We start from the raw sequence: 19,312 nt of genomic DNA, 5'->3' as shown, positions 1-19,312 counted from the left end.
TCAGTTCTCCTGTCCGTGGACGCCGCCGGTGGTGCCGAGGCTGGGCTCGAGACGCTCCCGGATGGCCGTGGCCTTCGGGTCCAGCTTGCGGTTGGCGAAGGACACGTAGGCCCCTGTGATGGCAAAGGTCGTGACGAACTGGAGCAGTCCCAGGACGACGCCGAGGTTGACGTTGCCGATGACCTGGATGGCGAACAGCTGCGGCGCGTACATGGCGAGCACCACGTACAGCAGGTACCAGACCAGGAAGGCGACGGCGAGCGGGAAGACGAAGCCGCGATGGGTCTTCCGCAGCTCCTGGAACTCTGGCGACCGCTGGGCCGCGGGGAAATCGATGTCGGCGACGAGGTCGTCGGCGTCGATGGGTGGCTGGGTGGACATGGGCTACCTCCTCATGTGATGTGGCCCACACTAAGCCGTTGTATGCACAGGAGCAAGGCGTGACACCCAAAAGTTGCTTTTCAGGGGTCGGGATGAACACGGAACGGCGTTTCTGGACGAGGCCCAGTCCAGCATGTATACACAGAGGCTTCGGAGAGCCTGTTTCAGCGAGAGGCCAGGAGCAGCTGGACGGCGCGGTCCAGGAAGGCGTCCACCTGCTGCTCCTCGTAGCTGCGCTCCCCCTGCGCGGGCGGGAACACGGCCCGGCGCAGCTCGGCCGGCGCGAGGTCCGCGGCGCCCTCCAGCCGGGCGCCCAGGCGCTCGCAGAGGACGTCCACGTGGGCCGCGGAGTAGCCCTGGGCCCGCGGCCGGGAGGGGCGCCGGAAGCGCTGCGTGCGCGGCCGGTCGAGACGGTTCCGGAGCAGCCGGGTCAGGGCGTCGACGTGCTCCTGCCAGGCCTCGGGGCCCCGGTCGCGCAGGCACTGCTCGCGCTCGGCCGCGGCCAGCGCGTCCTCGGCCGCGTCCAGCAGCCCGTCGACGGCCTCCGGCCGGTAACCGCCCCGCGCGTCGGCGAAGACGGCGGCGCGCACCTGAGTGCTCAGCACGGCCCCGGACCGGTGCGCCGGTCCGGGGCCGGGCGGCGCGTCCTGCAGGGCCGCGTGCACGCCGGCCAGGAGCTCGTCCACCTGGACGACGTCGTAGCCGCGCTCGGCCTCGGTGCACCGCGGGATGCGGGCGGTGGCCGGCCGGGCTCCGGGGCGGTCGGGAGGCATGGGCTGCGGGTCCTGGACGCCGGGCTCAGGCGCTCGCGGCGAAGAGCTCGAAGAGCAGGTACCCGGCGGGGACGGCGAAGAGGATGGAGTCGATCCGGTCCATCACGCCCCCGTGGCCGGGCAGGAGGGTGCCCATGTCCTTGATCCCCAGCTCGCGCTTGACCATGGACTCGGAGAAGTCGCCGAGGGTGGCGGCGAGCACGAGCACCGCGGCGAGCACGGCGCCCTCCCACCAGGCGTGGTCGAGCAGCAGCACGGCGCACAGGACGCCGATCAGCACCGAGCCGCCCAGCGACCCGGCGAAGCCCTCCCAGGACTTCTTGGGGCTGATCCGCGGCGCCATGGGGTGGCGGCCCCAGACCACGCCCACGGCGTAGCCGCACGTGTCCGAGCCGACGGCCAGCAGGATGACCGTGAGCACCTTCAGGGGGCCCGCCTCGGTGTGGTAGAGCAGCAGGGCGATGCTCAGCAGGAAGCCCACCCAGACCAGGGCGAACACGGAGCCCATGATGGACAGGATCATGCCGTCCCGGCCCCCCAGGGCCCGCCAGACGATCACGAGCGTCAGCCCCACGATCACGGCCATCATCAGCGCCTCGCCGCCACCGGCGAACGCGGCGACCGGCATCAGCACGCCCGCGGTCACCGCCGGGACGCGCGGGATGACGATGCCTCGGTAGCGCAGGGACCGGCCGACCTCCCAGACGCCGATCCCCGCCGCCGTCCCGGCGAAGAGCGCCAAGACGAGGGGCTGGACGAACAGCCCGACGAGCAGGGTCCCGATGAGCACCACGGCGACGCCCACGGCGGCCGGCAGGTTCCGGCCGGCGCGGGAGGGGGCGGTGTGCCGGCGCCCCGGCGTGCCGGGGGTCGTCGCGGCGCCGGCCCGGACGGGCGCCGGCCGGGCACGCGGGGAGAAGGCCCCCCCGGCGGTTCCCGGGGAAGCCTTCGTCTCCTGGTGCGGTCGCGGCTGGTCCGGCATCAGACCTGCAGCAGCTCCGCTTCCTTGTTCTTGAGCATCTCATCGATCTGGTCGATGTGCTTCTTGGTCGCGGCGTCGAGGTCCTTCTCGGCGCGCTTGCCCTCGTCCTCGCCGATGTCGCCGTCCTTGACGGCCTTCTCGATCTGGTCCTTGGCGTGCCGGCGGATGTTGCGCACGGAGACGCGCGCCTCCTCGGCCTTGTGCCCGACGACCTTGACGTACTCCTTGCGCCGCTCCTGCGTCAGCTCCGGCATGACCACGCGGATGACGTTGCCGTCGTTGGCGGGGTTCGCCCCGATGTCCGAGTTGCGCAGCGCCTTCTCGATGTCGTTGAGGGCGGAGCGGTCGTACGGCGTGATGAGCAGCGTGCGGGCCTCGGGGTTCTGGAAGGAGGCGAGCTGCTGGAGCGGGGTGGGAGTGCCGTAGTACTCGACCAGCAGGCTCGAGAAGAGGGAGGGGTTGGCCCGGCCGGTGCGGATCGCGGCGAAGTCCTCCTTGGCGCCCTCCACGGCTTTGCCCATCTTGGTCTTCGCTTCGGACATGGTCTCTGAGATCACGTAGGGGCTCCTTCGTCGTGTCGCACGGAGTCCTCCGCGCGGGGTCGGTTCGGCCGGTCGCCGCGCGGGAACCACGCCGCCCGGCCGTGCTCGCCCCAGTCTAACCGGGGGCCGCCCGGCGCCGGCTCACGCGGTGACGAGGGTGCCGATCTGCTCCCCGAGGATGGCGCGGGTGACGTTGCCCTCGCCCTCCATGCCGAACACGCGCATCGTCACGTCGTTGTCGCGGCACAGGCTGAAGGCCGTCTGGTCCATGACGCGGATGTCGCGGGCGAGGGCCTCGCCGTAGGTGAGGGTGGACAGCCGCTGGGCGTCCGGGTTCGTGCGGGGGTCCGCGGTGTAGACGCCGTCCACCCCGTTCTTCGCCATGAGGACCTCGTCCGCGTGGACCTCCAGGGCCCGCTGGGCCGCGACGGTGTCGGTGGAGAAGTAGGGCAGCCCGGCGCCGGCGCCGAAGATCACGACGCGGTCCTTCTCCATGTGCCGGATGGCCCGGCGCGGGATGTAGACCTCGGCCACCTGCTCCATCTTGATCGCGGACTGCACCCGGGTGTCGACCCCGCACTGCTCGAGGAAGTCCTGCAGGGCCAGGCAGTTCATGACGGTGCCGAGCATCCCCATGTAGTCCGCACGGGAGCGGTCCATGCCGGCCTGGGAGAGCTCCGCGCCGCGGAAGAAGTTGCCGCCGCCCACCACGATGGCGGTCTCGACCTGGCCCACGGTGGCCGCGATCTGCTCGGCGATGTCGCGGACCACGCGCGTGTCCACCCCGATGGAGCCGCCGCCGAAGACCTCGCCCGAGAGCTTCAGCAGCACCCGGCGGCGGGCGGGGGCGACCCGGGGGTCCCTGCTCAGGCGCAGGGCCTCGTCCTTGATCTCGGAGGCAGAAGTGGTGGGCATGGTTCCTCCCGGCGACGACGGAGCTGCGTGGACCGGCTCGGCCCCGCGAGGGTGCAGCTGGCGCGGGGGGCGGGCCTCCCTCAGCATACAGAACGCGTCCGCCCCCGGGGGCCGGCCCCCGGGGCCTCGAGGGCGTCGTCGCAGGCGGGACCGGGAACGACGACGGAGGCGTCCCTGCCGTGCAGGAACGCCTCCGTCGCGAGCGGGCGCCGGGCGCCCGGGAGAGGACCGGTCAGGCGCCGACGCGGAAGCGGGCGAAGGCCGTGGCGGTCGCACCGGCCTCCTCGAGCACCTTGCCGACGGTCTTCTTGGAGTCCTTGGCGAAGTCCTGGTCCAGCAGGACGACGTCCTTGAAGTAGCCCTTGAGGCGGCCGTTGATGATGTTCGGCAGGATCTTCTCCGGCTTGCCCTCGGCGCGGGCCGTCTCCTCGGCGACGCGCTTCTCCGACTCGACGGTCTCGGCGGGCACGTCCTCCTGGGAGAGGAACGTCGGGGACATCGCGGCGATGTGCACGGCGACGTCGTGGGCGACCTGCCCGGCGTCGGCACCGGCCACGGCCAGCAGCACGCCGACCTGCGCCGGGAGGTCCTTGGAGGTCTTGTGCAGGTAGACGGCCACGTTGTCGCCCTCGACGCGGGCGATGCGCCGGACGACGACCTTCTCGCCGAGCAGGGCACCGGTCTCGGTGACGAGCTCGGAGACGGCCTTGCCGTCGACCTGGGCGTCCATGAGGGACTCGAGCGTGGTGGCGTCGGCGGCCACGGCGGCGTCGAGCACCTTGTTGCCGAACTCGACGAACGGGGCGGACTTCGCCACGAAGTCGGTCTCGGAGTTGACCTCGACCATGTACCCGACGGTGCCCTCGACGCGCGCGGCGACGAGGCCCTCGGCCGTGGCCCGGCCCTCGCGCTTGGTGACGCCCTTGAGGCCCTTGACGCGGATGATCTCCTGCGCCTTCTGGAGGTCGCCGTCGGCCTCGTCGAGCGCCTTCTTGACGTCCAGCATGCCGGCGCCGGTGCGCTCACGCAGGGCCTTGATCTCGGTGGCGGTGTAGTTCGCCATGGAAACTCCTCACTCGGTCGGTGGTGCCGGCCGGGGCGGGCACGGGCCCGCCCCGGCCGGCCTCGGGCGGGGACGGTGCCCCGCCGGGGGAAACGGACGGTGGACGGAGACTACTCGGCGGCGGTCTCGGTCTCGGCCGGGGCCTCGGCGGGAGCCTCGGTCTCGGCCGGGGCCTCGGTCGCGGCGGCGGTCTCGGTCTCGGCCGGGGCAGCGGTCTCGGCCGGGGCCTCGGTCGCGGCGGTCTGCTCGGCGGCGTGCTGCTCGAGCAGCTCGCGCTCCCACTCGGCCATCGGCTCGGCGGCCTGGTCGGCGCCGCCGGACTTCTTGTTGTGGCGCTCCATGAGCCCCTCGGCCACGGCGTCGGCGATCACGCGGGTCAGGAGGTTGACGGAGCGGATGGCGTCGTCGTTGCCCGGGATCGGGAAGGCGACCTCGTCGGGGTCACAGTTGGTGTCGAGGATCGCGACGACCGGGATGCCCAGCTTCTGGGCCTCGTCCACCGCGAGGTGCTCCTTCTTGGTGTCCACGATCCAGATCAGGGAGGGGGCCTTGGTCAGGTTGCGGATGCCGCCGAGGGTGCGCTCCAGCTTCTCCTTCTCGCGGCGCAGGAGCAGGAGCTCCTTCTTCGTGTACTGCGAGCCGGCGACGTCGTCGAAGTCGATCTCCTCGAGCTCCTTCATGCGCTCGATGCGCTTGGAGACCGTGGCGAAGTTCGTGAGCATGCCGCCGAGCCAGCGGTGGTTCACGTAGGGCATGCCCACGCGGGTGGCCTGCTCGGCGATGGCCTCCTGGGCCTGCTTCTTGGTGCCGACGAAGAGGATGGTGCCGCCGTGGGCCACGGTGGTCTTGACGGCCTCGTAGGCGCGGTCGATGAAGGACAGCGACTGCTGGAGGTCGATGATGTAGATGCCGTTGCGCTCGGTGAAGATGAAGCGCTTCATCTTCGGGTTCCACCGGCGGGTCTGGTGGCCGAAGTGCACGCCGCTGTCGAGGAGCTGGCGCATGGTAACGACGGACATGTCGTCTCCTGGTCTCTCGTGCGGGAGGGCGTGCGACGACGCCCGGCCCGCGGGTTCGGTTCTCGGCTGCGTCCGGCGGACGAGCCCCTGGTGCAGCGGTGGACGGACCCTGCGGGTCCGTCTCCCGGCCGCCGTGCCGCACCCCGCCGGGACGGGGAACGCGGACCGGGGCGGCCGGACCGGGACGGGAGGTCCCGGCGGCGCTGCGCGCGAAGTCAGCTGCTCGCCACCGCGCCGTCGGCTCCGGCGTCGGGGCCGGGTCCGGGTGGGCGCGAGGGCGCGCCACGAGGGGCGCCTCAGAGCACACTGCGGGATCGAGTGTACTACAAGGGCCTCGTCCGCCCTGCACCCGGCCGGGGGCTGCCGGAGGGGCCCCGGGACCGTCCACAGCACGCTGCCGGGTGGCCCTCCGCCCGGCCCCGGTGGCGGACAGTCGGGACATGCCCACCGGACCCTCCCCGCTCCTCCGTCTCCTGCACCGGACCCCTGCCCGGACCGGGCCGGCCGGCGTGGTGGGGCTCGCGATCGTGCTCGTGCTGGGGGTGCTGCTCCCCTCCCCCGGTTCGGCGGCCCAGGGGTGGGCGTGGCCCCTGTCGCCGCGGCCGGCCGTGGTGGGCGAGTGGGTTCCGCCCGCCCAGCGGTGGGCGCGGGGCCACCGGGGCGTGGACCTGGACGCGGGCCCGGGCGCCGCCGTGCGCGCCCCGGCCGCGGGAACGGTGGCCTTCGTGGGGTTCGTGGTGGACCGCCCGGTGCTCACGCTCGACCACGGCGGGGGTCTGCGCTCGAGCTTCGAGCCCGTCGAGTCGTCCCTGGTCCCCGGGGACCGGGTGCACCGCGGCCAGGTCGTGGGCGTGCTGCGCGGCCGGGACCACTGCGGCCCGGGGACCTGTCTGCACTGGGGCGTGCGCCGGGACGGCGACTACGTCAACCCGCTGCAGTTCGTCGGCGCGCTCGAGCCGTCGGTGCTGCTCCCCGTGCCCGAGCGGCTGCGCGCGGCCGCTCAGCCCTCGTCGTCCTGAGCGTCGTCGACGCCCTCCTCGACCTCCTGCTGGACCTGGTCGGCGCCCTCCTCGACCTGGCCGGCGCCCTCCTCGACCTCCTGCTGGACCTGGTCGGCACCCTCCTCGACCTCCTGCTGGACCTGGTCAACGCCCTCCTCTACGTCCTCGGTGGAAGTGTCGCAGCCGGTCAGTGCGGCGAGCGCCAGGGCGGCGACGGACAGGAGGCTCCACGGCGTGCGTCGGCTCATCTCGGCGTCCTCTCGGTGGGTGGTGCGCGGATCGGACCACCAGTGCACCACATCCGCAGGGGACGCGCACCCGGTGGACGGGACGTGCGGACGGAAGCACCCCTCCCACCGGGGGACGCGCGGTGGAAGGGGTGTCGGGTAGGGCCGGTGGGGCTTGAACCCACGACCGAAGGATTATGAGTCCTCTGCTCTGACCAGCTGAGCTACGGCCCCGCGCCGGGACGGGCCCGGCGGCGCAGCACCACGTTACCGCACGAGCGAGGCCAGCCTGGTCCGGATCCGTCGCGGGCCCGCGGCGGGGGCGCGCGCCGACTCCTGGTGCTCGCGCGCTCCCGGAGCAGGAGTGCGCACGGACTCCGGGTGCTCGCCGCGGTAGAGCCGCAGGAACGTCTCCAGGGTCCGCGGGAAGCTGTGCTGCGCGACCTTGCGGCGGCTCTCCCGGCCCATCCGGGCGCGCTCCTCGCGCGGGGCGCCCAGGACGAGGGCGAGCTTGCGCGCCAGGTCCTGGGCGTCGCCGGGGGCGAAGAGCCAGCCGTTGACGCCGTCCTCGGCCAGGTGCGGCAGGGCCCGCGCGTCGGCCAGGACCACGGGCCGGGACGCCGCCATCGCCTCCAGGGTGACCAGCGACTGGAGCTCGGCCGTGCCCGGCTGGCAGAACACGTCGGCCCGCAGGTAGGCCGCGCGCAGGCCCTCGTCCGGGACGTAGCCCAGGAAACGGACCCGGTGGGCGACCCCCAGGGCCCGCGCCAGCTTCTCGAGCGCGGGCCGCTGCTCGCCGTCGCCCACGATCTCCAGGTGGGCGTCGAGCTCGGCGGGCAGCACGGAGATCGCCTCGATGAGCACGTCCACGTTCTTCTCCACCGCGAGCCGGCCGGTGAACAGAACGGTCGGGTGCGCGGCCGGCTGCCGCCGCTCGCCGTCGTGGGCCTCGTAGTCGGCGATCCGGATCCCGTTGGACACGGCGAGCACCGTGTCGGGGAAGCCGTTGCGGCGCATGGCCTCCACCGCGAGCGGGGTCGGTGCGGTCACCACGTCGCAGGCGCCGAACACCCGCACCATGTCCCGCCACGACACCGCGCGGTAGCGGTTCAGCACCCATGCCGGGAACGGCAGGAACGGCTCCAGGTTCTCGGGGACGAAGTGGTTGGTGGCCACGGTGCGGATGCCCCGCCGCCGGGCCTCCCGCACCAGCATCCGGCCGAGGATGTAGTGGCACTGGACGTGCACGACGTCGGGGCGCACCTCGTCCAGCACGCGGCGGATCTCCCCGGCCACCTGCCACGGGAAGCACAGGCGGAAGTACGGGTGGGTGAAGGCCCGGTGGGAGCGGAGCCGGTGCTCGACCACGCCGTCGTCCTCGGCCCGGTACGACGGCCCGGGGTCCGGCCGTGCGCACAGGACGTGCACCCGGTGGCCCTGCTCGTGCAGGCCCCGGGCCAGACGGTGCCCGAACTGCGCGGCCCCGTTGACGTCCGGGGGGTAGGTCTCGGCGCCCAGGAGGACGATCAGGGGGCGTGCGGCGGAGGCGGTGTGGGCGCTCAAGCGTGTCTTCCCGGTCGGTCGTGTGCGGGGCGGTCGGATGCCGTGGGGCGGTCGGATGCTGCGGGGCGTGCGGCGGAGCCCGAGGGGGGCTGCGCCCGGTCCTGCCGTGCGCGTTCGGCCCGGCGCTCGAGCACCTCCGGGTGGTGCTGTGAGAGCACGGCGACCCCGACTATAGCAACGCCGCCTGCCGCGGCCATGAGCATCCCGACCGGGACGGAGAAGCCCGGCACCGCCTCGCCCAGCACCAGCAGCCCCAGGAGCACGCCCACCATGGGGTCGATCACGGTCAGCCCCGCGATCACGAGGTCCGGCGGACCCGACGCGAAGGCCGTCTGCACGAACCACCCGCCCAGCACGGCGGCGACGACGGCGGTGCCCGCGGCCAACCAGTTGACGTCGTCCAGGGGCGTGCCGGCGCTGCCCTGGATGCGGATCAGGGTCAGCCGCACGAGCACCGCCACGAATCCGTAGAGGATGCCGGCGCCCACCACGTAGAACGTCCCGCCCAGGCTGCGGCCGAACATCGCCGCGGAGACCCCCAGGACGCAGATCAGCACCACGAGCATGACCACCACGGTGTGCTCGGCCCACCGCGAGATGCCCCGGGCGGGGTCGGTCGCCGCCACGGCGCACGTCACGAAGACCGCCCCGCCCGCGGTGCACAGTCCGATCGCCGTCCAGGTGCGCCGGTTGATCCGCAGCCGGCGGTGCCGTGCGTGCAGCAATGTGGTGATCACCAGGGCCACCACGCCGATCGGCTGGACCACCGTCACGGTGGCGAGCCCCAGGGCGGTGACGTTGAGGCCGGTGCCGAGGCCCAGCAGGGTGAGACCCAGCAGCCAGCGGGGACGGCGCAGCAGGACCGCGATGCTGCGCAGGCGCAGCCGTCCCTGCGCGACGTCCGCCACGGCACTGCCCTGCTGCTGCGTCCCGACGGCCAGGCACACGGCCGAGAGCAGCGCCAGGGCGACCGCCAACCACTGGCTCATGGCATCCACCGATCTGTCGTCACGCCCGGGAGTCTATCGAGCCGGCCCGCCCGTCCGGCCCGGGGCGCGTGGACACCCGGTGAACGCACGGGGAAGGCCCGGAAGCCTGTGGCTTCCGGGCCCTCGACCGGTGCGCTCGTCCACGGGGAACCCATGGACGGCGACGTCACCGGAACAGCTTGCGGAGGAAGACGACGAACGCGCTCCCCGCAACGGCCAGCACCGTGAGCGGCTGCCACCGCTCGCCGAGGCCGGACCCGGCGGACGAGCCGGAGGTCGAGCGGGACTTCGCGCCGCCCTGGGCGAGCAGGCCCTTCACGTCCTTCGGGGTGGTCTTCACGGTGCGGCTGGTGCGGTCCACGAACCCCTTGGTGGTGGACTGGATGGTCTCGGCACGGCCCTGCACGTCGTCGCGCAGCGTCTTGAGGTGCTCGCGGCGCAGCTTGAGCCGGTGCCGCAGCTGCTCCTCGGTGGGCGCCGGGGGCTTCTGCTGGGCCGGGTCCTGCGCGGCCTCCCGCTTCTCCTGCTCCTTGCGCTCGCGGGCCAGCTGCTCCTCGCGCTGGACGCGGCTCTCGGTGTAGGCGGAGCCCTCCTTGACCACGCCGAGGTCGTACTTGACCCCGAAGAGCGCCTTGCGCGGCACGAGCGGAAGGGCCTTCTTGATGGTGGACACCCCGATGAGCGCCGCGACGGCCAGGATGATCAGGAACAGCACGGCGAGCAGCAGGGCGGCCAGCCAGGCCGGCATGATCTGCGACAGACCCGCGATCGCCGCGCCGACCAGGGCGATCGTGGCGAGCAGCAGGAACACGAGGCCGACGACGACGAAGGCCGCGCCCTTGCCCAGCGTCTTCGCCTTCTCCGTGAGCTCGAGCTTGGCGAGCTGCGCCTCGTCCTTGAGCTGCTTGGGCAGCAGCCTGGCGAAGACCTTGACGACATCGAGGATCGACGCCGATCCGGGATCGGAGTGCTCCGACCCCGCTCCCGACGCTCCGCCCGTGCTGGGGCCTACCGAATGACTCATGCCCGCCTCCGTTGATGATGAGAAAAGTACGTGGACTGAGCACCAAGCTACCATCGGGGACGCCGCCGGCGGGCGCGCACGGGGTCGCGGCTCAGCCTGCCGGGACGTGCGGGAGGGCCCGTCCGGTTCCCCGGACGGGCCCTCCCGTCGGTGCGTCGGAGTCGGGTGCTACTTCTTCCCGTCCCGGCCCTTGCCCTTGTCGCCCTTGTCCTTGTCCTTGTCCTTGTCCCAGTGCCGGTCCTCGTCCTGCTCGAAGTACACCCTCACGTACTTCTTCTGGCAGACCTTGTCCGACTTGCCGGTGCGGTCGACCTGGCGGGCGTCCCTGTAGTACTCGCGCCAGTCGCCCCCGTGGCACTTCTCCTTGGCGATGGACGCGGCCTTCTCGAGGCTCTTGTCCTCGTAGCGCTTCGTCTTCCAGTCGCCGCGGTGCTTGTACTTGACGACGACGTCGACCTCGCCGTTCTTGCGCTCGTCCTTCTTGCTGTGCCCCTTGTCGTCGCCCTTGCGATCGTCCTTGCCGTCAGCGAGCGCCGGACCTGCTCCCCCGATCAGCAGTCCCGCCACGGCGACACTCGCTACCAGCTTTTCCAGAGTTTTCACTGTGTTCCCCCTTGGTGAATAAGGTGAGATCAACTTAATTCGCTTCTGACAAGGCACTCAATAGCAAACGGTGACGTTCCGGACGCGGTACGGTCACGGATCGGAACTACTGTCCGGTTCGCCCGGCGGTCGGCTCCCACCGGTGCCGGGCTCCTCGACGCCCCGGGGGCCGGAGGACGCGACGAGGGACCGGCGCCGCGCGCCCTTCGTGACGGCGCCGAGCGCCCGCTCCAGCGGCCCCTGCCCCATGGTCCGCTGCCACGTCACGGCGAACAGGACCGCCGACACGAGCTGGACGGCGAGCCACAGGTGGGGCCGGTCCTCGTGGACCTCGAACGACAGGACGACCAGGTGCGCGGTGTACAGGGTCAGGGTCATCGAGCCCATCGCCGACAGCGGCAGCAGCCAGGCGCCGACCACGCGGGAGATCAGCAGGAAGGCGCCCAGGACGGCCATGCCCGTGCCGAGGCTGACCGCGATGGCCAGGGGGGTGTTGGTGTGCGGCGCGTCGACGGCGAGCGACCACCAGGTGTCGGTGGGCAGCCAGTCCTCGCCCCAGATCAGGATCTCGTCCAGTTGCCTCGCGTCCCCCGACGAGGAGGCCAGCAGCCGTTCGTAGCCGCCGAGGCCGTGGAGCAGGACGTACGAGGCCGCCTGCGCGCAGACCGACAGACCCAGGCCGACCGCCAGGAGGCGCAGCTGGGTCGCCCTCCTCCGCAGATCGAGCCGGCCGAGCCCCATGCCGGTCAGCAGGTAGGTCAGGTAGGCGAGCGCCGGATAGGTGCCGGTCAGCAGCAGCTGGGCCGCCGTCGCCCCCGGCTCCGTCAGCAGCTCCCCGAACGCGGGGTTGTCGGCGACGGGCTCGGGCAGTGCGTCGCGCAGCGACTGCATGAGCACCGGAGCCACGAGCAGGAAGACCGCCGCCGAGCCGAACAGCGGCTTCGGGCCCGCGCGCAGGAAGGGCACGGCCAGGAGGAAGAACACGCCGTAGTAGATGAGGATGTTGTCCGCCGGCAGGTCGTCGGCCAGCAGGGATCCGATGGCCAGTCCCAGCACCGCGATCAGCACCGCCCGCACCACGAGCGCCACACGGTCCGCGCCCAGCTCCCGGCCACCGTGCGGGCGGGGTCCACCGGTGGACAGGGCGAGTCCCACGCCCGCCAGCAGCGCGAACAGCGCCGCCGAGTCCCCGGAGAAGAGGATCTGCGACCAGGTCGGCTCGCCGGTCTCGTCGTCGGAGGACGGCAGGACGTGGACGGACATGAGACCGATGAGCGCCAGACCGCGGGCCGCGTCGACGCCGGTCAGACGCCTCGACGGCTTCCCCGCGGCGCTCCGGCCCCGGTTCGCGGCGGGTCCGGCTGTCCTGGCCGACCGACGCATGATTCCTCCCGAAATGTCGGGCCCCGTCCGGAAGCCGCACGGAGGATCCCGTCCGGTGCGTCCAGGATCTCGACTCGCCCGGGACCGCCCTGGACCCAGGGTGCGCCACGGACTTCCGTCCTGGCTAGGAAGAACATAAGGATTCCATAAGACATGCGTGCGGCTCGGAGCGGGACCGACAGCCCGTTTCCCGCCGCTTCCGCCCTGTCGGGCAAAGAGCGGGCATTACTTTCGCGATCGGATGCGAGTCAATGGAAGGGAGCTTGATCCGAGCTCCCGCCGGAAGGACGACCACCATGACCGCCATCCCCCGGGCCCATCCCGCCGAGTCCCTCGTCCGGGCCGGCGTCGTCGGCGCGCTCGCCGCCCGCGGCGTCACCGTCACCTCCGTCGAGATGCTGTTCGACGGCCAGGAGTGGGCCGTGACCGTGTCCCACCACCCGCCCGACATGTCGGAGAGCGATGTGCGGGTGGCGGTCTGGACCGCCGTCCTCAACTACACGGCCGTCTTCGACGTGCCCGCGCCCTCCGACGGGGTGCGGATCAGCGTCACCGGCTGACGCGCGACGCGCCGGGGCGTCACGGCCATGAGGTTGGCCGCGTCGTGGGTGCGACACCGTCGAGGTGCCCCTGAACGCCACGGACGAGCAGGTCCGGGCCGCAGCCCGCGAGCTCGCCGCCGAGTACGCGCACTGGAGGCAGTGGGTAGCACTCCTAGGCGGTCACCGACCGGCCGGGAGTGATACCGGCGGCGAATGCGCTGGAGAAACCATAGGGCTGTCTCAGCATCACCACAGGGCCAGTCCGTACAAATGGATCATGACCCGGGGCTACCGTATCCGGGTCAGACCCCGAGGAGACCCCCGTGGAGCACGAGCCCCCTGTCGAGCACGACGCGGACGCAGAGGTCGCCGCCGCCCTGGAATCCCGCCATCCGGGACTGCAGTTCCGCCGTGACGAGGACGGGGCGCTGCACCGCTTCAGTGACATCCCGCTCACGGCCACCGGCGTGCTGTCCGGTCGCCCCTTCGTCTTCACCTACCGGGGCGACCTCGCCCGTTTCCGAGTGTGGCCCACCGGCACCCAGACCCCGAGCGTCCATGACCACCGGCCCTCCGGGTTCCCGAAGCTGGAGTCCTCCCGCGGCAAGATCGTCGGCGACCCGCTGTCCAGCTCCCTGACGGCCGACCAGCTCATCGAGGTGCTCGGCGAGATGATCAAGATGGCTCTCACCCATCTGAAGCCGGGCCCCGACTCCCTCCTCCCGGTCACGATCACCATGCCGGGTAGGCTGCTGGAGCCCGAGCAGGTCACCGCGCTGCTGGCGCCGTTCACCGGCCGGGACCTGCCGCCGCAGGAGGCGTTGCTGGACTGCGCAGATCTGAGCAGCTTCTCCCTGGAGGCCCTGGGCCTGCTGGCGGAGCGCACTGCCGACCTGTTCAACATCATCACCCTGGTCGGGGCCAGTACCGAGCTCGCCGAAGCGTTCACCGACGATGCGCAAGCAGAGGCGATACGCCACATGAAGCACGCCCTGATGGCTCGGCGCCGGGCCGAGCGCGAAAGGCGCGAGGGGCGCGGCTGAGACGGGCTGTCAGCACACATGGTCTCCTGACCCGCGCGCGGCCGCCCGACACCAGAGGACTCCCTGATGACCCTCACTCGCCCCCAAGGAGGCGGCCACCGCCCTGGAGGACCGATTCCTTCGCCCTGCTCCTGAAGCACCGGGGCGATCAGTTCCCACAGGCGGTCATCGACCATCCACGACTGCGTCCTCGTCGTCGTGCAGGCACTGTGAACCACTCACACACGAGTGAGCAACGACGGACCGGGTCCTGAGACCAGGTCCCGGTGTCCCCAGGATGCAGCCGTCGTCGGGGACGACGGAGGCCCTCACCGGCGTTTCCGCCGGTGAGGGCCTCCTGTGCTGCTCCCCCGACTGGACTCGAACCAGTAACCCTTCGATTAACAGTCGAATGCTCTGCCAATTGAGCTACGGGGGACCGTGCACGCGGACGTGCAACGAGCCATCACTTTACCGTTCCCGCCGGGCTTCGACAAATCCGGTTCCGCCCGGTGGCGTCAGTCCTGGCGGAGGCCGCGCCGCTGCATCTCCAGCTCCAGCAGCTCCCGCTGGAGCTCCTGGTAGCGCTCGCGCTGCCCGGTGGGATCCGTGCGCTGGAGCTCCGCCAGCCGGTCCGACTTCCGCCGGTTGATCTGCAGCTCGAAGAGGCGGTTGAGGATGTCCGCGGTGTAGCGCTCCAGCTGTTGCTGCGTGGTGGCCGGCAGCGGGGTCACGGCGAGCTCGGCGAGGTAGCCGTGCAGCGGCTCCGGAAGGTGTCCGCGCACCCCGTCCACCCATGCCTGCCCGCTCGGCACGGCGGCCCCGTCGCCGAGGAGCTCGGCGCGCGCGGCGAGCACGGCGTCGTGCACGGCCCCGTGCACGGGGTAGCGGAAGGCGCTGAGCCCGAACTCCTCCCAGTGCCGCGCGAGCATCAGGTCCGGGCACTGGATGACGGTCTCGAGGGCCTCGCGTTCCATCCGGGCCACGGGCTCGCGCGGGTCGGGCAGCTCGACCGGGGCCGGCCCGGACGACTCCGGCTCCGCCGGCCGGTGCGGCGCGGGGGCCTCCTCCCGCTGGGCGCGGCCGGCGGCGTCGACGGCCCGCTGGACCTCCGCCGGCTCGAGCCCGAGCCAGCCCGCGAGCTGCCGCGCGTAGGCGGGGCGCAGGGAGCGGTCGCGGATCCGCGCCACGATGGGCGCACAGGCGCGCATCGCCCGGATGCGGCCCTCGATGGTGTCCAGGTCGAAGTTCTTCAGCGTCGCCCGGATCGCGAACTCGAACAGGGGGCGGCGGTTCTCCACGAGCTCGGCCACGGCGGCGTCCCCGCGGGCGAGCCGGAGGTCGCAGGGGTCCATGCCGTGGGGCTCGACCGCCACGTAGGTCTGCGCCACGAACTTCTGGTCCTCCTCGAACGCGCGCAGGGCGGCCTTCTGCCCGGCGGCGTCGCCGTCGAAGGTGAAGACGACCTCTCCCCCGCCGCCGTCGTCGGAGAGGAACCGCCGGACGATCTTGATGTGCTCGGCCCCGAAGGCGGTGCCGCACGTGGCCACCGCCGTGGTCACGCCCGCGAGGTGGCAGGCCATGACGTCGGTGTAGCCCTCGACGACGACGAGGCGCCGCTGCCTGGCGATCTCCCGCTTCGCGAGGTCGATGCCGTAGAGCACCTGGGACTTCTTGTACAGGGCGGTCTCGGGGGTGTTGAGGTACTTCGGGCCCTGGTCGTCGTCGTGGAGCTTGCGGGCGCCGAAGCCGATGACCTCGCCGGCGACCGCGCGGATGGGCCAGACGAGCCGGCCGCGGAACCGGTCGTAGAGCCCGCGGTTGCCCTCGGAGAACATCCCGGTGAGCTTGAGCTCCTGGTCCGTGAAGCCGCGCTCCCGCAGGTGCTTGAGGAGGTGGTCCCAGCCGCGGGGCGCGTAGCCCACGCCGTAGCGCCGGGCCGCCTCGCCGTCGAAGCCCCGCTCGCCCAGGAACTGCTGGGCGGGGGCGGCCTGGCGGGTGTAGAGGTTGCGCTGGAAGAACTCCGCGGCGACCTTGTGCGCGTCCAGCAGGCGCTGGCGGCGGCCGACCTCCTCCTTGTTCGGCCCGGAGCCCTGCTCGTAGTGCAGCTCGTAGCCCACCCGGGCCGCGAGCTTCTCCACGGTCTCGGAGAAGGTGGTGTGGTCCATCGTCATGAGGAAGGAGATGACGTCCCCGGACTCGTCGCAGCCGAAGCAGTGGTAGGTGCCCATCTGCGGCCGCACGTGGAAGGACGGGGTGCGCTCGTCGTGGAACGGGCAGAGCCCCTTCCAGGAGCCGATGCCGGCGCTCTTGAGGGTGACGTAGCCGTCGACGATCTCCTTGATGTCGGTGCGCGCCCGCACCTCGTCGATGTCCTCGCGTCTGATCAGTCCTGCCACACCGCCAGTCTAGGCGCGCGGCCGGACGGCGGAGGGCCGCCCCGGGCCGCGCGGTGGATCGCCGTGCGGCCCGGGGCGGCCCGTGGAGCGGGAGCCGTCAGCGGCTCAGCGGGAGCGTTCCCGCAGGTCCTGCCGGGTCCGGGTGCCGGTCAGGGCGAGGCCGCCCAGGGCGCCCACCGCGGCGAAGGCGAAGAAGCCCCACGGGTAGGCCAGGCCCGCCGTCAGCAGGGTGCCCCCGATGATCGGGCCCGAGATCGCCCCGAGCCGGCCGACCCCGGCGGACATGCCCAGCGCCGTGGCGCGCACGCGCGGCGGGTGGTTGGCGGCGGTGAACGCGTAGACGAGCACCTGGGAGGAGAACACGAAGCAGCCGGTGACGAAGACCATGGCGTAGATCCCGAGCAGCGGCAGCTTGATCGCCAGGGCCGCGAGCAGCGCGGCCGAGCCGAGGAACCAGATGATGCCGGCTGCGCGCGGGGTGATCCGGTCGGCCACCCGGCCGGCGACCGCCAGCCCCGCGATGGCGCCCACGTTGAGGATCAGCAGGAAGCCGAGGGAGTTGCCGAGGTCGTAGTCGGCCGCCCGCATGATCTGCGGCAGCCAGGTGTTGAGCCCGTAGACGAGCAGCAGGCCCATGAAGGAGGCGACCCAGATGGCGATCGAGTTCCGGCGCCAGCCGGTGGAGAGCAGCATGGTGGCGCCGACCTTCTCGGCCTGCTCCTCGGCGGTGTGGTGCTCGAGGTGCACGCCGTAGTGCTCGGCCACGGCGCGGGCCTCGGCCATCCGCCCCTTGGACGCGAGGAACGAGGGGGACTCGGGGAGGAACACGAGCATGAGAGGCACGAGGACGAGCGCCGGCAGGGAGCCCAGGACGAACATCTCCTGCCAGCCGAACTGGACGACGACGACGATGGCGAGCGCCGCGGTGAGCACCGCGCCCACGTGGTAGCCGGTCATCACCAGGGTCGTGGCGTTGGAGCCCCGGCCGAGGCGGGCGAACTCGGTGACCATCGCGATGGCGGTGGGCAGGCAGCCGCCGAGGCCCAGGCCGGCGAGGAAGCGCAGGAGGCCGAAGACGAACACGCTCGGGGAGAACGCCGCGGCGAAGGTCAGCAGGGAGAACATGACCACGGCGCCGATGAGCATCTTGCGGCGGCCGAGCCGGTCGGTGAGGTAGCCCATGGTCAGCGCGCCGATCATCATGCCCACGAGGCCGACGGTGGCCACGGCGGTGCCCTGCGCGGTGGTCATCCCGAGCTCGTTGTTCTCGAGCATGGACGGCAGCACCGCGCCCAGGACCACGGCGTCGAAGCCGTCCAGCAGCACCGCGATCCAGCACAGCGGCGCCACCCACGCCCGGGAGCGGAGGACGGGCCGGGCGCCCGGGGAGGAGGGGGACGCGGCCTGCGGGGCGGGTCCGGTGGAGTTTTCCATGACGATCAGACCTTTGTGAGGAGGAGCACAAACGCGCCGAGTCTAGGGAGCGGCGCCGCGTGCGACCCAGCGCACAGTCATTGAACGGGATCGGCCGCCGCTCCGGTGGGACGGCTCACCAGAGCGGCTTGTCCCCCACCCGCCAGTGGGTGCCGCGGATCCGGTCGTGCAGGGACACGGCTGACAGGTCGGTGAGGGACGCGATCTGGTCCACCACGAGGCGCAGGCGGGCGGCCTCCGTGCCCGGCCCGTCGCCGAGGTCGTGCCAGTCGGCGGTGAAGGCGGGCGAGAGGAAACGGCCGTCGGAGTCCATCAGCGCCCCCACCAGGATCGAGAGCACCTCCTGCTGGTTGTCGTAGATCGGCTGGGCGTCGCGCACCGTGATGACGTAGGTCGTGGCGATGCCCTTGAGCACGCCGATCTCCTCCGTGGTCCCCTCCGGCACCACGAGCTGGGCGTCGTAGCGGGTCAGCGGGTCCTCGCCGTAGATGTCCCGGGTGGCGCCGACCGCGGACATCGCGAAGCGGCCGATGAGCTGGCTCGTCATGTTCTTCAGCCGGGCGAGGTCCTTGCGGGACCCGTCCATCTCCCGGACCCACAGGGACGAGTCCTCGAGGCGGGTCAGGGCGGCGTCGAGGGACTCCGGCGCGGCCTCGGGCAGGTACCAGCGCCGGGTGAGCTCGAGCACCCGGTCCCGCTGGGTGGTGTCGGCGAGCCAGCCCAGCTGCACGAGCCCGGAGGCGATCGCGTCCTCGACGTCGTGCACGGAGTAGGAGATGTCGTCCGAGAGATCCATGACCTGGGCCTCGAGGCACTTGGTGCGCGCCGGGGCGCCGTCGCGCAACCACGCGAACACCGGCAGGTCGTCCGTGTAGACCCCGAACTTCGGGGACCTGGTCCCGTCCGGGCGCAGCGGCGCCTCGTGGGCCTCCCAGGGGTACTTGCACACGGCGTCCAGCACGGCGCGGGTGAGGTTCAGGCCGGCGGGCCGCCCGTCGTCGTCGAGCACCTTGGGCTCGAGCCGGGTCAGCAGGCGCAGGGTCTGCGCGTTGCCCTCGAAGCCGCCGATGTGCTGGGTCAGCCGGTGCAGGGCCGCTTCCCCGTTGTGCCCGAACGGCGGGTGCCCGAGGTCGTGGGAGAGGCAGGCGGCGTCGACGACGTCGGGGTCGCAGCCGAGCATCCGGCCCAGCTCCCGGCCGATCTGGGCGACCTCGAGGGAGTGGGTCAGGCGGTTGCGCACGAAGTCGTCGGTGTCCGGGGAGACGACCTGGGTCTTGGCCGCCAGCCGCCGCAGCCCCGAGGAGTGCAGGATCCGGGCGCGGTCCCGCTCGAAGTCGGAGCGGTACTTGTTGTGGTGGTCCTCCGCCACCCAGCGCGCGACGTCGCGGGCCTCGTAGCCCGGGGCGGGCGCGCCGGTGCGGTCGATCTCGATGGACGTGTGGGGCATGCC

19 protein-coding genes and 2 tRNA genes are annotated in these 19,312 nt (G+C 72.1%); 3 read left to right on the top strand and 18 right to left on the bottom strand.

The features are described from left to right. From ACP7CD_RS08890 to rpsB, 7 genes are all read right to left on the bottom strand, one after another. A complete protein-coding gene (locus ACP7CD_RS08890) occupies positions 1–381 on the bottom strand; it encodes a DUF485 domain-containing protein (RefSeq protein WP_017834135.1) in 381 nt (126 codons plus the stop codon). A 164-nt stretch (positions 382–545) separates the two neighbouring features. Then, a complete protein-coding gene (locus ACP7CD_RS08885; RefSeq protein WP_095651366.1) occupies positions 546–1,154 on the bottom strand; it encodes a DivIVA domain-containing protein in 609 nt (202 codons plus the stop codon). A 25-nt stretch (positions 1,155–1,179) separates the two neighbouring features. Further along, the gene (locus ACP7CD_RS08880) at positions 1,180–2,136 is read right to left on the bottom strand and encodes a phosphatidate cytidylyltransferase (RefSeq protein ID WP_017834133.1); all 957 of its coding nucleotides are present in this window, start codon (positions 2,134–2,136) and stop codon (positions 1,180–1,182) included. After that, positions 2,136–2,693, bottom strand: coding sequence for a ribosome recycling factor (gene frr / locus ACP7CD_RS08875; RefSeq protein WP_017834132.1), 558 nt, complete (start codon positions 2,691–2,693; stop codon positions 2,136–2,138). The genes ACP7CD_RS08880 and frr overlap by 1 nt, the downstream gene beginning before the upstream one ends. 126 nt (positions 2,694–2,819) lie before the next feature. After that, positions 2,820–3,593: a UMP kinase gene (gene pyrH, locus ACP7CD_RS08870; protein ID WP_017834131.1), complete on the bottom strand. Its 774-nt coding sequence runs from the start codon at positions 3,591–3,593 to the stop codon at positions 2,820–2,822. A gap of 232 nt (positions 3,594–3,825) precedes the next feature. Next, entirely contained in the window at positions 3,826–4,656 is an 831-nt protein-coding gene (gene tsf / locus ACP7CD_RS08865; RefSeq protein ID WP_017834130.1) for a translation elongation factor Ts, read from the bottom strand. Between the two features lie 110 nt (positions 4,657–4,766). Continuing rightward, positions 4,767–5,675 carry a 30S ribosomal protein S2 gene (rpsB, locus tag ACP7CD_RS08860; RefSeq protein WP_109222382.1) on the bottom strand — a complete coding sequence of 303 codons (909 nt, stop codon included), beginning with the start codon at positions 5,673–5,675 and terminating at the stop codon, positions 4,767–4,769. 440 nt (positions 5,676–6,115) lie between these two features. On the opposite strand from rpsB, the gene ACP7CD_RS08855 reads away from it, so the two are divergent. Then, positions 6,116–6,694, top strand: a complete 579-nt coding sequence (locus ACP7CD_RS08855; protein WP_081994350.1) for a M23 family metallopeptidase — start codon at positions 6,116–6,118, stop codon at positions 6,692–6,694. Here ACP7CD_RS08855 and ACP7CD_RS08850 read toward each other — a convergent pair. The 7 genes from ACP7CD_RS08850 to ACP7CD_RS08820 all read right to left on the bottom strand — a co-directional run bounded on the left by ACP7CD_RS08850 (position 6,676) and on the right by ACP7CD_RS08820 (position 12,465). Next, positions 6,676–6,924, bottom strand: a complete 249-nt coding sequence (locus ACP7CD_RS08850) for a hypothetical protein (protein ID WP_426120027.1) — start codon at positions 6,922–6,924, stop codon at positions 6,676–6,678. The two genes, ACP7CD_RS08855 and ACP7CD_RS08850, sit on opposite strands and share 19 nt — an antisense overlap. A 139-nt stretch (positions 6,925–7,063) precedes the next feature. Then, positions 7,064–7,137 (bottom strand) — tRNA-Ile (locus ACP7CD_RS08845). Positions 7,138–7,170: 33 nt separating this feature from the next. Then, positions 7,171–8,466 carry a glycosyltransferase gene (locus tag ACP7CD_RS08840; protein WP_126346415.1) on the bottom strand — a complete coding sequence of 432 codons (1,296 nt, stop codon included), beginning with the start codon at positions 8,464–8,466 and terminating at the stop codon, positions 7,171–7,173. Next, the gene (locus ACP7CD_RS08835) at positions 8,463–9,455 is read right to left on the bottom strand and encodes a DMT family transporter (RefSeq protein ID WP_232035321.1); all 993 of its coding nucleotides are present in this window, start codon (positions 9,453–9,455) and stop codon (positions 8,463–8,465) included. The genes ACP7CD_RS08840 and ACP7CD_RS08835 overlap by 4 nt, the downstream gene beginning before the upstream one ends. Before the next feature lie 166 nt (positions 9,456–9,621). Then, on the bottom strand, positions 9,622–10,479 hold the full coding sequence (locus tag ACP7CD_RS08830; protein ID WP_017834120.1) for a phage holin family protein: 858 nt from the start codon (positions 10,477–10,479) through the stop codon (positions 9,622–9,624). Between the two features lie 168 nt (positions 10,480–10,647). Beyond that, entirely contained in the window at positions 10,648–11,082 is a 435-nt protein-coding gene (locus ACP7CD_RS08825; RefSeq protein WP_426120026.1) for a hypothetical protein, read from the bottom strand. A 93-nt stretch (positions 11,083–11,175) separates the two neighbouring features. Next, entirely contained in the window at positions 11,176–12,465 is a 1,290-nt protein-coding gene (locus tag ACP7CD_RS08820) for a heparan-alpha-glucosaminide N-acetyltransferase domain-containing protein (RefSeq protein ID WP_109268699.1), read from the bottom strand. Between the two features lie 296 nt (positions 12,466–12,761). Between ACP7CD_RS08820 and ACP7CD_RS08815 the strand changes: the two genes are divergently transcribed. Next, positions 12,762–13,025: a hypothetical protein gene (locus ACP7CD_RS08815; RefSeq protein ID WP_035926354.1), complete on the top strand. Its 264-nt coding sequence runs from the start codon at positions 12,762–12,764 to the stop codon at positions 13,023–13,025. Between the two features lie 305 nt (positions 13,026–13,330). Further along, positions 13,331–14,050: a hypothetical protein gene (locus tag ACP7CD_RS08810; RefSeq protein ID WP_095651362.1), complete on the top strand. Its 720-nt coding sequence runs from the start codon at positions 13,331–13,333 to the stop codon at positions 14,048–14,050. Between the two features lie 345 nt (positions 14,051–14,395). Here ACP7CD_RS08810 and ACP7CD_RS08805 read toward each other — a convergent pair. The 4 genes from ACP7CD_RS08805 to ACP7CD_RS08790 all read right to left on the bottom strand — a co-directional run bounded on the left by ACP7CD_RS08805 (position 14,396) and on the right by ACP7CD_RS08790 (position 19,309). Next, positions 14,396–14,468, bottom strand: a tRNA-Asn gene (locus ACP7CD_RS08805). 79 nt (positions 14,469–14,547) lie between these two features. Then, positions 14,548–16,428, bottom strand: coding sequence for a DNA primase (dnaG, locus tag ACP7CD_RS08800; RefSeq protein ID WP_035926361.1), 1,881 nt, complete (start codon positions 16,426–16,428; stop codon positions 14,548–14,550). A 105-nt stretch (positions 16,429–16,533) separates the two neighbouring features. Further along, positions 16,534–17,862 (bottom strand): MFS transporter, encoded by a 1,329-nt coding sequence (locus tag ACP7CD_RS08795; RefSeq protein WP_197723074.1) that lies wholly within the window; start codon positions 17,860–17,862, stop codon positions 16,534–16,536. Positions 17,863–17,977: 115 nt separating this feature from the next. After that, complete coding sequence (locus tag ACP7CD_RS08790; protein WP_017834111.1) at positions 17,978–19,309, bottom strand: deoxyguanosinetriphosphate triphosphohydrolase; 1,332 nt, start codon at positions 19,307–19,309, stop codon at positions 17,978–17,980. Positions 19,310–19,312: the final 3 nt, after the last annotated feature.

The organism is Kocuria sp. LHG3120, assembly GCF_049897445.1.
Classification (GTDB): Bacteria; Actinomycetota; Actinomycetes; order Actinomycetales; family Micrococcaceae; genus Kocuria; species Kocuria rosea.
The sequence above is the reverse complement of the archived record's forward strand: the minus strand, read 5'-3'. Positions and strand labels throughout refer to the sequence as shown.